Source organism: Intrasporangium mesophilum (genome assembly GCF_054783095.1).
Map to the genome: position 1 here is coordinate 223,897 of NZ_BAAGRF010000009.1, position 14,098 is coordinate 237,994.

Sequence of the window (14,098 nt, forward strand, 5' to 3'; positions counted from 1 at the left end):
TGGAGTGACCAAGCGCCCACTCGACCGGGCTGTTGTCGCGCCGGGGTCCACATGTCGTCGGGGACGTCTCCGCGCCGGACCCCCCGGGCCCGCGTTCCCGTCTGGTCGACTGGGCGCTCCGTCACTCCCGTCACGTGATGCGTGGGGCTGGAGTGACCAGGCGCCCACTCGACCGGGGGTGGCGTGGGGTTGGTGGGACGGGGCGCTCACTCGACCAAGGGCTGGACGGGTGTGGGGTCGAGGGCGGTGCGGCGTCGGCGCACGAGGCCGACGTGGAGGCCTGCGACGACCGCAGCCGGGAGGACCGGCCAGAGCAGCCACCAGCCGGGGCTCGAGATGGTGCCGCTCAGCCAGCGCCCGAGAGTCGTCTGCGGCGCGCCGCCGGATCCCCCCGAGCCGCCAGTCCCGCCGGCGACTCCCGACCCGCTGCTGGGGCTGGTGCCGCCGCCCGGGCTGTTTCCTGTGCCGGACCCGCCGCCGTTCGTGGAGCCGCCCGAGCCGTCGTCTCCCGAACCGGGCGAAGAGCTGCCGCCGTTGGCGGGTCCCGGGGACCCAGCCCCCGCGGGCGGCGCCGCGACCTGGACGGTGATCGTCGCGGTCGCCTGCGACGTCGGCAGGTCGGTCCGCTGGGCGTACCGGATCGTGGCCTTGCCGTGGAACCCGGGCGCCGGCGCGAAGACGACCTTTCCGTCGCGAACCGACCAGTCTCCGAGCGAGGTCGTCACCGTCTCGGGCGCCGGGCACGTGGGCGGGTCCGGCCGTGTCGGCTCGGGCTCCACGTCGACCGGCGTCGCGAGCGGCTCGGGCGTCCCTGTGCTCAAGGTCGGCGGGCAGGACGTCACGGCGCCGGGCACGAGCAGAGTGTCGTTAGCCGACTGGTCGACGACGACCTCGGGCGGCACGTCCCCACGCAGCGTGACCTTGTCGTCCACTGCAGACAGCACCTGGGTATGCCGCTTCACCGTGACCGTCACGTCCTGCGTGGCACCGTTCGTGGAGCGGGCGCGGTAGCGGAACGTGCTCGCCGACGGCGCCTGGCGCTTGTCCGGAGCGAGGTCGATGGTGCCGTCAGGACCGAGGGTCAGGGTGCCGATGCCGGATGCGTCCAGCCGCGACACCGCCCCCTTCGAGGACACCAGCCGCACCGACGCCGGGTCGGGCCGGCCGGTGTCGTTGGCGAGCACGTGCAGGCGGCTGGTCAGCGGCCCGACGACGAAGGTGTCGGCCACACCGGAGTACGGGACGGGCGGCACCGTGACCGTGATGACCCCCCTGCCGTCGTCCGCCCGTGCCTCAGGGGCACTCTGCCCGACCGCGACGACCCCCAGCGCAACGGCGACAGCAAAGCCCGCGCCGATCGGTCTCACGAACTCCTCCTCATCCGGCCGAGCGCACCCGGCCGGGGCGAATGACAGCCGCATACAGCCTACCCCGCGGGAAGAGCTGGAATCCCGAAGTTGCCTGTAGGACAACGAGATTCGACATTTTGTTCACTCGGAGTTACCACCCTGTGAACCTCAACGTCGCTATTGCCTCCGACCACCAGCTCCCAGGTGCGTGGTCAGCCCGGGAACGCGCGGAGGGCCCCGCGGGGCCCTGGCGCCGGCGCTGGATCGACCGGGTGACGGGTGGTGGCGCGGGGCCCGGGGCTAGGTTGTGCGGGTGAGTGTTGAACTGCCCGCACGGGCGCGGGTCGTCGTCATCGGTGGCGGGGTCATCGGCTCGTCCGTGGCCTACCACCTCGCCCATGCCGGTTGGACGGACGTCGTCGTGCTGGAGCGCGACCGCCTGACTTCCGGCACGACGTGGCACGCGGCCGGCCTGATGACCTGCTTCGGGTCGACCTCTGAGACGAGCACCGCGATCCGGCTCTACTCCCGCGACCTGTACGCGCGGCTCGAGGCCGAGACGGGACAGGCGACCGGTTTCCGCCCGGTGGGCATGATCGAGGCCGCCGCTGACCGCGACCGGCTGGAGGAGTACCGCCGGGTCGCCGCCTTCCAGCGGCACCTCGGGCTCGAGATCCACGAGATCTCGCCCGCGGAGATCGCCGACCGCTTCCCGTGGGCGCGCACCGACGACCTGCTGGCGGGCTTCCTCGTGCCCGGCGACGGCCGGGTGAACCCGGTCGACCTGACGATCTCGCTGGCCAAGGGGGCGCGGGCCCTCGGCGTCCGGGTCATCGAGGGCGTGGCCGTGAGCGACGTACTGACCTCGCACGGTGCCGTCACCGGGGTCAGGGCGGCCGGGCAGACCATCGAGTGCGAGTACGTCGTGAACTGCACGGGCATGTGGGCCCGCCAGCTGGGCGAGCAGAACGGGCTCGTGATCCCCAACCAGGCGGCCGAGCACTATTACCTCATCACCGACACGATCGAGGGGATCGACCCCAACGGCCCGATCTTCGAGGACCCGTCCTCCTACGGCTACTACCGCGAGGAGGGCGGCGGCATGATGGTCGGGCTCTTCGAGCCCGACGCGGCCGCCTGGAAGGTCGGCGGGATCCCGACCGACTTCTCGTTCGGCACGCTGCCGCCCGACTGGGACCGGATGGCGCCGTTCCTCGAGAAGGCGATGGCCCGCGTGCCCGTCACTATGGAGGTCGGCGTCCGCACGTTCTTCTGCGGGCCGGAGTCCTTCACGCCGGACCTCGCGCCCGCGGTCGGCGAGGCGCCGGGGATCCGCGGCTACTTCGTCGCCGCCGGGATGAACTCCGTCGGCGTGTTGTCGGCCGGTGGTCTGGGACGCGTGCTCGCCCACTGGATCACGACCGGCGAGCCGGACGTCGACGTGACCGGCTTCAACGTCGACCGCTTCCGCGCGGACCAGCTCGAGCCGGCATACCGCGCCGCACGCACCACCGAGATCCTCGGCACGGTGTATGCCGCCCACACCCCCGGCAAGCAGCTGCGCACCGCGCGCGACCGCCTGCTGTCGCCAGTGCACGAGCGGCTCGTCAAGCAGGGCGGCTACCTTCGCGAGGTGTCGGGCTGGGAGGGCGCCGACTGGTTCGCCGGGGCGGGCCGCACTCCCGAGGCCGAGCCGACCTGGGGGCACGCGCCGTGGTTCGAGCAGTGGGAGCAGGAGCACCGCACGGTCCGCGAGTCCGTCGGCCTGATGGACATGTCGTTCATGGCGAAGTTCCGGGTCCGCGGTCCCGGGGCGGGTGCCATGCTCGACCGGCTCTCGGCCGGTGCCGTCGACGGCGAGCCCGGCGTCATCACCTACACCCAGTGGCTCAACGACGACGGCCGGATCGAGGCCGACCTGACCGTGACCAAGCTCGGTCACGACGACTTCTTCGTCGTGGCTTCCGACACAGCGCACGGTCACGTGCGCGCGCGGCTGCACCGGTTCGCCGAGCCGTCCGTCTCCGTCACCGACGTGACGGCGGAGCTCGCCCAGCTCAACGTCCAGGGCCCGCGCTCACGGGACGTCCTGTCGGGTCTCACGGACGCCGACCTGTCCACTGAGGCGTTCGGCTTCCGCAGCGCCGGCTGGGTCGAGCTTGCGGGCGTGCGGCTGCTGCTCGCGCGGATCACCTACCTCGGCGAGCTCGGGTACGAGCTGTACATCCCGGCTCGGGAGGCGTTGGGGGTGTACGACGCCCTCCAGTCGGCCGGGGCGGCATACGACCTGCGCCCGGTGGGGCTCAAGGCACTCGCGTCGCTGCGGATGGAGAAGGCCTACCGCGACTTCGGCCACGACATCGACAACACGGACTGCCCGCTCGAGGCGGGGCTGGGCTTCGCGCTGGCGCTGGACAAGCCGACCGCGTTCATCGGTCGGGACGCAGTCCTGGCGCGCAAGACCGCGAACGCTGCCGCGGGCGGTATGCCGCGTCGCCTGGTCCAGGTGCGCGTGCTCGGTCCGGAGCCCCTCCTCTTCCACGCTGAGATCGTGCTGCGCGACGGACTGCCGGTCGGCTACGTGCGAGCCGGCTCCTACGGCTGGACCCTCGGCTCGGCCGTCGGGCTGGCGATGGTCGAGGGCGGCGGCGAGCCGGTGACACCGGACTGGCTGTCGAGCGGAACGTGGGAGGTCGACATCGCGGGGGTCCGCCACCCGGCCGAGGTGTCGCTGCGGCCGATGTACGACCCGACCAGTGCCCGGATCCGCGTCTGAGCGCGCGTGGCGAATCGAAGGAGACCGCCCATGACCACCTCAGCTTTCGTCTATGACGCAGTGCGGACCCCGTTCGGCCGGTTCGGTGGGGCGCTGGCCGGCACTCGGCCGGACGACCTCGCGGCCCATGTGGTGAAGCAGCTGGTCAGCCGGGCGCCGGGGCTGGTGGCCGACGGCTTCGGGACGCGTGTCGACGAGGTCGTGCTCGGCAACGCCAACGGCGCGGGCGAGGAGAACCGCAACGTGGCCCGCATGGCGACGCTCCTGGCTGGGCTGCCGACGAGCGTGCCCGGCTCGACGGTGAACCGGCTGTGCGGGTCGAGCCTGGACGCCGCGATGGTGGCCTCGCGGTCGATCGAGACGGGCGACGCTGACATCGTCGTGACCGGCGGGGTCGAGTCGATGAGCCGCGCGCCGTGGGTCCTGCCGAAGACCGAGAAACCTTATCCAGCAGGCGATCTCGCGCTCGCGTCGACGACGTTGGGTTGGCGGCTGGTCAATCCCGCGATGCCTTCGGAGTGGACCGTCTCGCTGGGGGAGGCGACCGAGCAGCTGCGGGAGAAGTACGGCATCACCCGCGACCGGCAGGACGCCTTCGCCGAGCGCTCGCACCGGCTCGCCGACGAGGCGTGGACGCAGGGCTGGTACGACGAGCTGGTGGTGTCGGTGCCGGGCGTGGACCTTGCTCGTGACGAGTCGATCCGCCCGGACACGACCACGGAGCGGCTGGCCGGGCTGAAGACCTCCTTCCGCAAGGAGGGAGGCACGGTGACCGCCGGCAACGCCTCGCCCCTCAACGACGGCGCCTCCGCGGTCCTCCTCGGCAGCGAGCGTGCCCGCGACGACATCGGCCTGGACCCGCTCGCGCGGATCGCGGGTCGCGGGTCGAGCGCGCTCGAGCCCCAGTACTTCGGTTACGCCCCCGTCGACGCGGCCAACCAGGCTCTCGCCCGCGCGGGCATCACGTGGGCGGACGTGTCTGCGGTCGAGCTCAACGAGGCCTTCGCCGCGCAGTCCCTGGCGTGCCTTGACGCCTGGCCGATCGATGCCGAGATCGTCAACCGGCACGGCGGCGCGATCGCGATCGGCCACCCGCTCGGTGCCTCCGGCGGCCGCATCCTCGGCACGCTGGCCCGCGACCTGCAGCGCACCGGCGAGCGCTGGGGCGTCGCCTGCATCTGCATCGGCGTCGGCCAGGGGCTTGCGGTGGTGCTGGAGAACGTCAGCGGGCACTGAGCACGGCCCTCGAGGGCGGGCGACGGGCACGGAGAAGGAGAGGCCCGTCCCTCTCCACTTTCAACGTATAACGCACACGGGGTCTTGCGGCAAGGCCCCCTCGCCGTCGGACAATTGCCGGCCGAGGCCAGATCCAGCGGCCACGCGAACGGAGCCGATGACGTGACCCCCTTGACCACCAGCGCCTTCGACCTTCCCGACTACCTCGCCGCCAAGGCGGACCCGGCGCTCATCGCCACCGACGAGCGGCAGTTCGCCGCTGTCGCCGACAGCCTCGAGCGCACGATCACCGACCTGTCCGACCGTCTCGATGCGGCGCGCCGAGCACCCGGCGGGGCCGGGCAGCAGGCCTTGGACCGCGACCAGGAGGTGCACCGGCTGACCGCACGCCTGCGCACCCTGCGCAGGTTCGGGCTCGACCTCTGTCTCGGGCGCATGGTCATGGCCGACGACCCGGACCCGATCTACATCGGACGCCTCGGGCTCAAGGACAGCGCGGGACGCCAGCTCCTCGTGGACTGGCGCGCTCCGGCCGCGGAGCCGTTCTTCGGTGCGACCCACGCCAACCCGATGGGCCTGACGAGCCGTCGCCGGTACCGCTGGGCCCGCGGAAGGGTCAACGACTTCTGGGACGAGGTGTTCGCCCCGGACGGGGTGGACCACCACGCCGCACTCGATGACCAGTCCGCCTTCATCGCCAGCCTCGGCGGGTCTCGCACGTCCCGGATGCGCGACGTGCTTAGCACGATCCAGGCCGACCAGGACGCCATCATCCGTGCGGGCTCGCGCGGCCCGCTCGTCGTGGACGGAGGGCCCGGCACCGGCAAGACGGTCGTCGCACTGCACCGGACGGCATACCTGCTCTACTCCGACCCGCGCCTGGGGCACCGGCGCGGCGGCGTCCTCTTCGTCGGCCCGCACGAGCCGTACCTCGCCTACGTGTCCGACGTCCTGCCCAGCCTCGGTGAGGAAGGCGTTCTGACCTGCACGCTGCGCGACCTCGTCCCCGAGGGGGCGACCGCGAGCGCCGAGACGGACCCGGAGGTCGCGCGCCTGAAGTCGTCGGCCGCCATGGTGACGGCGATCGAGCCGGCTGTGCTGCTCTACGAGGAGCCGCCCACCGAAGGGATGACCGTCGAGACGCCCTGGGCGCAGGTGTGGATCAGCGCCGACGACTGGGCGCAGGCCTTCCGGGCTGTGGAACCGGGCACCCCGCACAACGAGGCGCGCGACCAGATCTGGGACGAGCTCGTCTCGATCATCGCCGACAGGCACGACGACGAGTTCGATGACGAGGACCACGAAGAGGACCATGACGAGGACCGCGACGAGAACCACGACGAGGACCATGACGACCGCACGCCGGAGCGGATGCGCGCCTCGCTGCGCCAGAACCGGGAGCTGGTGACCGCGCTCAACCGGGCGTGGCCGATGCTCGAGGCGACCGACCTCGTCGGCGACCTGTGGACGGTGCCGGCCTATCTGCGCCGCTGTGCCCCGTGGCTGACCGTCGAGGAGGTCCGCACGCTTCAGCGCGGGGACGCGCAGGCGTGGACGGTCTCCGACCTGCCGCTGCTCGACGCCGCGCGTCAGCGGCTCGGCGACGCAGAGGCCTCTGGCCGCAAGACCCGTCGCGACGCTGTCGTGTCGGCCGAGCGCGAGCAGATGGCGCGGGTGGTGGACGACCTCATCGCGTCCGACGACTCGGAGATGCACGTGATGTCGATGCTGCGCGGGCAGGACCTCGCGGACGCACTGGTCGACGAGTCGGGACTCGACAACGGCGAGCTCGACCGGCTGACAGGGCCATTCGCCCACATCGTCGTGGACGAGGCCCAGGAGCTCACCGATGCCGAGTGGCAGATGCTGCTGCTCCGGTGCCCGTCACGCAGCCTCACCATCGTCGGCGACCGCGCCCAGGCGCGGCACGGCTTCACCGAGACCTGGGGGGAGCGCCTCGGTCGGATCGGCCTCGACCGCCACACGCTCGCGTCGCTGACCATCAACTACCGGACGCCCACGGAGGTGATGGCCGAGGCCGAGCCGGTGATCCGTGCAGCCATCCCGGACGCCAATGTGCCGACCTCGATCCGCGACGGCCGAGCGCCCGTGGTGCACGCCTCTACCGCCGACCGGGACCAGCTCCTCGACGCCTGGCTCGCCACCCATGGCGAGGGAGTCGCTTGTGTCATAGGCGATTCCACGTTCGCCGCGACATCACGAGTGCGGTCGCTGACCCCGGAGCTGGCCAAGGGTCTGGAGTTCGACCTGGTCGTGCTGGTCGACCCTGAGTCGTTCGGCACCGGCATCGAAGGGGCGGTCGACCGCTACGTCTCCATGACCCGGGCGACCCAGCAGCTGGCGATCCTGACGAGCACCTGACGCATCGCGCAGCTCACGCCACCACGTGCGCGGGTCCCGTCGCCCGGCCTTCGCGTCGGGACACCTCTGCGCGGACGAGGGGGATCACGTGACGGCCGAAGTCGACTGCGTCCGTGCGGGTGTCGAGGCCCTGCACCGAGAAGACCCTGACGCCGAGGTCGTAGTAGGCGAGCAGGGTGGTCGCGACCGTGTCAGGCGTCCCGACGAGCTGAGTCCGGCCTTGTCGGGCGTCGCCTGCGAGGGTCGTGCCGGCGGCGCCTGCAGCCCTCTCCTCGGCGATCCGTGCGGTCGCCCCGATGACTGCCCGGAAGGCGACTTGGAACCGAGCACTGTCACGACCGGCGGCACCTGCGCCCGCGCGGATACCGTCGAGCTGCGCCGCCGTCGGAAGGAGACCGCCGCCTCGCAGCTCGACGGTATCCGCCGCAGCGGCCGCCGCCTCGGATGGTGTCCCGCCGGTCCTGCGCACGGTGATGCTCGGACGGGGGCTTTGTGCGGGCCTGATGCCTGGCGCTCGGCCTTCGACGCGATAGTGCCGGCCGGCGAAGCTGAACGGCTCCGAGCTGGTCCACGCAAGCTTGAGGAGTGTGAGGTACTCGCTCGTGGGCGTGGAGCCTCCCACATCAGGATGCTGGGGCGACACGTCATCGTCGTCGATGAGCAGCTCGAGGCGGCCGCCGCTGAGGTGGTCGAGGGTCGCGAAGGTCCGTGCCGCCGCGAGGGGGTGACCCGCTGCCGGCCGGTGGGCGACCACGATGTCGAGCAGCTCGGTCTGGCTGCCGACATAGGCCGCAATCATGGCCGGGTCCGCTGATCCGCGGTCATCGGCGACGAGGACCTTGTCCCACCCGTAGTCCTCGTGAGCGCGGGCAAGGCGAGCGGCCTGGTAGAGATCAAGTGAGCTCAGCTCTCCGTGGGTCTTCCCGGGCTCGACCGGGAACGCGACACCGAGGAACTCGACTGGCATTTCGGGGTCTCCTTGCCTGTGCGGGTGCAGTTGGGGACCCGGGTCGAGTCCACGCTTGCCGGCGCCGGTCGGCGACAGCCGGGTCGTCATCCGGAGCACCCCGCCGCGGAGGAGGGTTGCTGCCCAGCGAGCCGGGGCTTGGCGCTGGAGCTCTTGACCTGCGGCCACGCTACGCAGCGCGCTCAAGGCCAGTCAACGCGAGGATTGGCCCGGATTGGTCTGCTTCTGAGCGCTCGCCGTGATCGTCGAGTTGGCTCGAATTGCTTTCTGTTACAAGCGATTTAGAGGGTGGACTGCCATTGTGCGACCATCAAATTCCTATCGTTTCGCTGGGATATTGGTCGAAGGGCTTCTTGCATGGTGAGACGCCTGCCGGCGTAGCGTGATCTGGACTGATGAAAGGGAGGAGACATGGCGAACCTCGTCGTGCATTTCGAGATCCACGCATCAGAGCCGCAGCGGCTCATCGACTTCTACGGCCAGCTGCTCGGCTGGACGTTCAGTCAGTTCGGCGACATGCCGTACTGGTCCATCGACACCGGCGAGGGCTCGATGAAGATGAACGAGCCCGGCAGCGGCATCAACGGCGGACTGACCCAGCGCCAGGGCCCGGCCCCGGAGCCCGGAGCACCCGTCACGGGGTGCGACATCGTGATCGGGGTGGACGGCAACGTCGACGACGTGTTCAAGAAGGGGCTGGACCTCGGCGGCATAGAGGCGCTTCCCCTCGCGGACATGGAAGGCATCGGACGTGTCGGCTACCTGCTGGACCCTGACGGCAACGTGTTCGGGCTCATCTCGCCGGTCCTGTCCGATGGCAGGAACGTCATGGATGGCGGCGGCTGACCGGCAACACACCCGGAAACCTGCATCTCCGCACAGTTGCAACAGGGGCGAGCTGCCGACTTCCGGGTGTGTTGCCTCGCGGGTGGGCTGACGCACAATACGCTCGTCTCGCGACGCGTACGACGACGAAGGTGGTCAGACAGTGGCCGTGATCATCCCCCGCTGGGAGTGGCGGTGCTTCGGCGAGCGTTTCGGGGCCGCTGAGGCGCGCATCGACTCACTCACGCCCGACCGCGTGCAGGAGAGCGACGAGATCTACCTGCTGTCCTCGACCGGCACGGATGCCGTCAAGGTCCGTGACGAGCTGATGGACGTCAAGCACCTCGTGCAGGTGAATGCCGACGGTCTCGAGCAGTGGGTCCCCGTCATGAAGGCGGCCTTCCCGCTGACCACGGCCGATGTGAAGGAAATGCTTGCGGCGCTTGGCATTTCGTCCTCGGCGTCCAAGCTTCGCACCACGTACACCCTTGCCGACCTGATGGGCGAGGTGGTGGTCCCGAACGCCGACCTCATCGCGGTCGAGGTGCACAAGAGGCGCGTGCGGTACACCATCGGCGGCTGCATCTCGGAGGTGACCGACGTGCGTGCGGGGGATGCGTCCACGCGCACCATTGCCATCGAGTCGGAGGACGCCGAGCGAGTCGTCGCCGCCGTGCGCGACCTCGGCCTGCCGTTGCGGCCGAACGTCAGCTTCGCCAGTGGCCTCAGGCGGCTCGTCCGTTTCGGCACCGAGCGGTATGCCGTCATCGACGTGGGCACGAACTCGGTGAAGTTCCACATCGGCGAGCGTGGGGCGGACGGCGCGTGGCGCACCGTCGTGGACCGCGCGGAGACGACGCGGCTCGGCGACGGCCTGCAGGAGACGGGCCGCCTCAACCCCGAGCCGATGGCGCGAACGGTGGAGGCCGTCGCCGGCATGGCCGAGCAGGCCCGGGCGGTCGGGGCCGCGCACATCGCCGCGGTCGGGACCGCCGGGCTGCGGATCGCCCCGAACAGCGCGGACTTCATCGCGGCCGTCCGCGAGCGCTGTGGGGTGACGGTCGAGGTCATCTCGGGCGACGAGGAGACCCGGCTGGCGTACCTGGGTGCGCAGTCGGGCATCGGTGCGGCACCAGGGTCGCGGGTGGTCTTCGACACCGGTGGCGGCAGCTCGCAGTTCACCTTCGGGCACGGGGACCAGATCGACGAGCGCTTCAGCGTCGACGTCGGCGCGGTGCGGTTCACGGAGCGCTATGGCCTGGCGGGCGCGGTCACACCCGATGTGCTCAACGAGGCCCTCGACGCGATCGCGGCCGACCTCTCGCGCCTCGACGGACGGCCCGCGCCCGACGCGCTCGTCGCCATGGGCGGTGCCGTCACGAACCTCGCGGCGGTCAAGCACGGGCTCGCCCACTACGACCCCGAGGTGGTGCAGGGCACCGTGCTCGACCGGGCCGAGATCGACCGGCAGATCGAGCTCTACCGCAGCCGCGACGCCGCGGGGCGGCGCGAGGTCGTCGGCCTGCAGCCGCAGCGCGCGGACATCATCCTCGCCGGCACGTGCATCGTGCGCACCGTCCTGGCCAAGCTCGGCGTGGACTCGTTCACGGTGAGTGACCGCGGGCTGCGCCACGGCGTCCTCCTCGAGCGCTTCGCCTGACCACCGCGTGCTTGCCGACCGGTAGTGGCCGACCGGTAGTGGCTGATCGGTGGTGGCTGATCGGTGGTGGCTGATCGGTAGTGGCTGACCGGCGGCCGACGGTCCGGTGGTCCGTTCGACACGTCGTCCAGGCGCATAGGGTTTGGGTGATGGCTCGCGACCGACCCGCTCGTGCCGAGGACGTGCATGACGCCGCTCGGCGGATGCCGTTCGTCAAAGTGGTCGAGGGCAAGAAGGGCAATCTCGTCTACCAGGTCGGCGGGAAGTCGTTCGTCTTCTTCCGCACCCCGCGACCCGACGCCTTCGACCCCGACACAGGCGAACGGTGGGACGACGTCATCGTCATCTGGGTGCCCGACGAGGCCGACAAGCAGGCGCTCGTTCAGGACCGGTCGACGCCCTACTTCACCAACAGCCACTTCGAAGGGCACCCGTCCGTGCTCGTCCGTGGCAGCCGGCTGCATGAGACCACGAGGTCAGAGATCATCGAGCTCGTCGAGGACGCCTGGCTGTCCCGCGCCTCAGCGCGGCGCGCGCAGAACTGGCTGGCGAGTCACCCTGCGCCGTAAGGGTTTTCGCGCCCTCACGCGTCCGGACCCTGGTATGGGTCGGTAATCTCGCGCAACAGGGTCAACGCCTCGCGCAGCTCCCGCATCCGACGGGTCCCGAGGTGGCGCTCCCACTCGCGCTCGACCCGCTCCTCCTCGGCGCGCGCGATCGGCAGGAACGACTCGCCCTTGGCGGAGAAGCGCACGAGGCGGGCTCGCCCGTCGAGCGGGTCAGGGACGCGCTCGACGTAACCGGCCTGCTCGAGCCGGTCGACGAGCGCCGTGGCGGTCTGCTTCGACACCTGAGCCTGCTCGGCGAGGTCCGACAGCCGAGTGCCCCGCGGGCCGATTCGCGCAGCGATCCGGCTCTGAGCGAGCGTGATGTCGGTGACTCCCGCCCGGCGCATCGCCTCCTGCACGTGGTTCTCCATGTCGCGCGCGGCGATGTACATGAGCAGCGCAACAGGTAGCTGCCTCGTCACCGAACCCCCTTGAAGTAGTCCTATCTTCGAACTACATTGGTCCTAATATCGAACTAGATCGTAGCTGAGCGAGGCAGCGTGAGTGAGGCAGCATGAGTGAGCGACCAGCCGCCGACCTGCCCCGCGAGACCTCTGACCAGACCACGCAGCTCGACGAACCTGCGGTGTGGGCCGCGATCGACGACCAGCGCCGGCGCACGGCCGATCTCCTCGAGGCGCTGACGCCGCAACAGTGGCAGCACCCCTCACTCTGCGAGGGGTGGACGGTCCGGCACGTGGCTGCGCATCTGACCCTGCAGCAGATGCGGGTCCGCGACGTCGCCGCCTTCGCGGCGCGGCACCCGCGTCTGCTTCGCTCAGTCACCCTGAACCGGACCATCCACGACTCAGCGGTGATCCAGGCCCAGCGGCCCCCGGGCGAGATCGTCGGGCGGATCAGGGCCATGATCGGCTCGCGCAGGCACAACGCCTTCGTCACACCCCTGGAGACACTGACGGACATCCTCGTGCACGGTCAGGACATGGCCATTCCGCTCGGTGCCGACCTCGAGATGCTCACTCCCGCAACGGCCGTCGCAGCCTCACGCGCCTGGGACACGCGCCGCACGTGGATGGCGAGGGTCTTCCGCACGCTTCCCCTCGACGGCTGTCGCCTCACCGCGACGGACACCACATGGGCTCGCGGCACCGGGCCCGAGGTCAGCGGGCCGGTCGGCGCACTCCTCCTGCTGCTCACCGGGCGCGCCGTGGCGCTCGAGCAGCTGGACGGACCGGGAGCCGACAGGCTCCGCGCCGACGCGAAGCCCGCCTGAAGTCGCGACCCGGCCGTCCGGCATACGTCGGACGGGCTCGAACCGGCTCGAACGGGGGTATGCCGCACGGCCCGGTGCCGCAGCCCCCCAGGTCAGCGGGTCTGCTGGATGCGGATCAGGTTGCCGGCAGGGTCGCGCACGGCGCAGTCGCGGACGCCGTACGGCTGGTCGGTCGGCTCCTGCACGACCTCTGCGTCGCTGGCCTGGAGCCGGTCGAACATGCTCTCGAGGTCGCTGGTGGCCAGCAGGATGCCGGCGTAGGTGCCTTTGGCCATCATCTCGACGATGGTGCTGCGCTCCTCGTCGGTGATGCCCGGGTCGACCCCCGGCGGGTGCAGCACGATCGAGGTGGCCGGCTGGTCGGGCGGGCCGACGGTGAGCCAGCGCAGCCCCTTGTAGCCGACGTCTTGGCGGACCTCGAACCCGAGGGTGTCGCGGTAGAAGGCGAGGGCGGCGTCGGGGTCGTTGTGGGGGAGGAAGCTGGCGTGAATGGTGACGTCCATGTGAGTCACGCTACGTGCGGCGCTCCGGCCGGCGCTTCTCGATTCCTGACCGGTCTGGTGACCTGTTTCGAGACGCATGACGGCATCCCGGCGGTCGCGCGCGCCGCCTCGCTGCGGTAGGTGCTCGGCGGCATACCGACCAGCTCGGTGAAGCGGGTGCTGAACGTCCCGAGGGACGAGCAGCCGACCTCGAAGCACACCTCGGTCACGCTGAGGTCGCCCCGGCGCAGCAGCGCCATCGCCCGCTCGATGCGGCGGGTCATGAGGTAGGAGTAGGGCGACTCGCCGTAGGCGAGGCGGAACTGCCGGCTCAGGTGGCCGGCCGACACGTGCACGCCGTGGGCGAGCGCCTCGACGTCGAGCGGCTGAGCGTACTCGCGGTCGATCCGGTCGCGCACCCGCCGCAGCAGCGCCAGGTCGCGCAGCCGCTGCTCGTCGGCGGGACTCGTGCTCACCTGACCGATCGTGCCACGCCACGCGGGCGTTTCCTACGCCTCCTCGCCGGGTGGTCACGTGCAGCGGGCTCCCCGCACGTGACCACCCGACCGGAGTGAGGCG

The 14,098-nt window shown here is 70.8% G+C and carries 12 protein-coding genes and 1 riboswitch; of the genes, 7 read left to right on the forward strand and 5 right to left on the reverse strand.

Features of this window, described 5'->3' with window-relative positions; translation table 11 throughout:
• Positions 1-206: 206 nt before the first annotated feature.
• Entirely contained in the window at positions 207-1,367 is a 1,161-nt protein-coding gene (locus ACYVLP_RS08510) for an Ig-like domain-containing protein (protein WP_460626909.1), read from the reverse strand.
• A 295-nt stretch (positions 1,368-1,662) separates the two neighbouring features.
• On the opposite strand from ACYVLP_RS08510, the gene ACYVLP_RS08515 reads away from it, so the two are divergent.
• The 3 genes from ACYVLP_RS08515 to helR all read left to right on the forward strand — a co-directional run bounded on the left by ACYVLP_RS08515 (position 1,663) and on the right by helR (position 7,743).
• Entirely contained in the window at positions 1,663-4,125 is a 2,463-nt protein-coding gene (locus ACYVLP_RS08515) for a GcvT family protein (protein ID WP_460626910.1), read from the forward strand.
• 30 nt (positions 4,126-4,155) lie between these two features.
• Positions 4,156-5,361 carry a thiolase family protein gene (locus ACYVLP_RS08520; protein ID WP_460626911.1) on the forward strand — a complete coding sequence of 402 codons (1,206 nt, stop codon included), beginning with the start codon at positions 4,156-4,158 and terminating at the stop codon, positions 5,359-5,361.
• A 162-nt stretch (positions 5,362-5,523) separates the two neighbouring features.
• Entirely contained in the window at positions 5,524-7,743 is a 2,220-nt protein-coding gene (helR, locus tag ACYVLP_RS08525) for an RNA polymerase recycling motor ATPase HelR (protein ID WP_460626912.1), read from the forward strand.
• 13 nt (positions 7,744-7,756) lie between these two features.
• Here the strand turns inward: helR and ACYVLP_RS08530 are convergent, their stop codons facing one another.
• Positions 7,757-8,710, reverse strand: a complete 954-nt coding sequence (locus ACYVLP_RS08530) for an LLM class flavin-dependent oxidoreductase (RefSeq protein ID WP_460626913.1) — start codon at positions 8,708-8,710, stop codon at positions 7,757-7,759.
• Between the two features lie 46 nt (positions 8,711-8,756).
• Positions 8,757-8,869: riboswitch (SAM riboswitch) on the reverse strand.
• 252 nt (positions 8,870-9,121) lie between these two features.
• On the opposite strand from ACYVLP_RS08530, the gene ACYVLP_RS08535 reads away from it, so the two are divergent.
• The 3 genes from ACYVLP_RS08535 to ACYVLP_RS08545 all read left to right on the forward strand — a co-directional run bounded on the left by ACYVLP_RS08535 (position 9,122) and on the right by ACYVLP_RS08545 (position 11,764).
• Positions 9,122-9,556 (forward strand): VOC family protein, encoded by a 435-nt coding sequence (locus ACYVLP_RS08535; RefSeq protein WP_460626914.1) that lies wholly within the window; start codon positions 9,122-9,124, stop codon positions 9,554-9,556.
• Positions 9,557-9,698: 142 nt separating this feature from the next.
• Entirely contained in the window at positions 9,699-11,195 is a 1,497-nt protein-coding gene (locus ACYVLP_RS08540; RefSeq protein ID WP_460626915.1) for a Ppx/GppA phosphatase family protein, read from the forward strand.
• A 149-nt stretch (positions 11,196-11,344) separates the two neighbouring features.
• Complete coding sequence (locus ACYVLP_RS08545) at positions 11,345-11,764, forward strand: MmcQ/YjbR family DNA-binding protein (protein WP_460626916.1); 420 nt, start codon at positions 11,345-11,347, stop codon at positions 11,762-11,764.
• Between the two features lie 14 nt (positions 11,765-11,778).
• Here ACYVLP_RS08545 and ACYVLP_RS08550 read toward each other — a convergent pair whose 3' ends face one another.
• Positions 11,779-12,225 (reverse strand): MarR family winged helix-turn-helix transcriptional regulator, encoded by a 447-nt coding sequence (locus tag ACYVLP_RS08550; protein WP_460626917.1) that lies wholly within the window; start codon positions 12,223-12,225, stop codon positions 11,779-11,781.
• 92 nt (positions 12,226-12,317) lie between these two features.
• Here ACYVLP_RS08550 and ACYVLP_RS08555 point away from each other — a divergent pair, with 92 nt between their 5' ends.
• Positions 12,318-13,037: a maleylpyruvate isomerase family mycothiol-dependent enzyme gene (locus tag ACYVLP_RS08555; protein ID WP_460626918.1), complete on the forward strand. Its 720-nt coding sequence runs from the start codon at positions 12,318-12,320 to the stop codon at positions 13,035-13,037.
• Between the two features lie 92 nt (positions 13,038-13,129).
• Here the strand turns inward: ACYVLP_RS08555 and ACYVLP_RS08560 are convergent, their stop codons facing one another.
• Both ACYVLP_RS08560 and ACYVLP_RS08565 read right to left on the reverse strand, forming a co-directional pair.
• A complete protein-coding gene (locus ACYVLP_RS08560; RefSeq protein WP_460626919.1) occupies positions 13,130-13,540 on the reverse strand; it encodes a VOC family protein in 411 nt (136 codons plus the stop codon).
• A gap of 5 nt (positions 13,541-13,545) precedes the next feature.
• Positions 13,546-13,995, reverse strand: a complete 450-nt coding sequence (locus ACYVLP_RS08565) for a helix-turn-helix transcriptional regulator (protein WP_460626920.1) — start codon at positions 13,993-13,995, stop codon at positions 13,546-13,548.
• Positions 13,996-14,098 lie beyond the last annotated feature (103 nt).

Bases quoted from the DNA above. Each gene is read 5' to 3' on its own strand.
- ACYVLP_RS08535 (WP_460626914.1), top strand. From the start codon at position 9,122: ATGGCGAACCTCGTCGTGCATTTCGAGATCCACGCATCAGAGCCGCAG.
- ACYVLP_RS08555 (WP_460626918.1), top strand. From the start codon at position 12,318: ATGAGTGAGCGACCAGCCGCCGACCTGCCCCGCGAGACCTCTGACCAG.
- ACYVLP_RS08545 (WP_460626916.1), top strand. From the start codon at position 11,345: ATGGCTCGCGACCGACCCGCTCGTGCCGAGGACGTGCATGACGCCGCT.
- ACYVLP_RS08560 (WP_460626919.1), bottom strand. From the start codon at position 13,540: ATGGACGTCACCATTCACGCCAGCTTCCTCCCCCACAACGACCCCGAC.
- ACYVLP_RS08520 (WP_460626911.1), top strand. From the start codon at position 4,156: ATGACCACCTCAGCTTTCGTCTATGACGCAGTGCGGACCCCGTTCGGC.
- ACYVLP_RS08530 (WP_460626913.1), bottom strand. From the start codon at position 8,710: ATGCCAGTCGAGTTCCTCGGTGTCGCGTTCCCGGTCGAGCCCGGGAAG.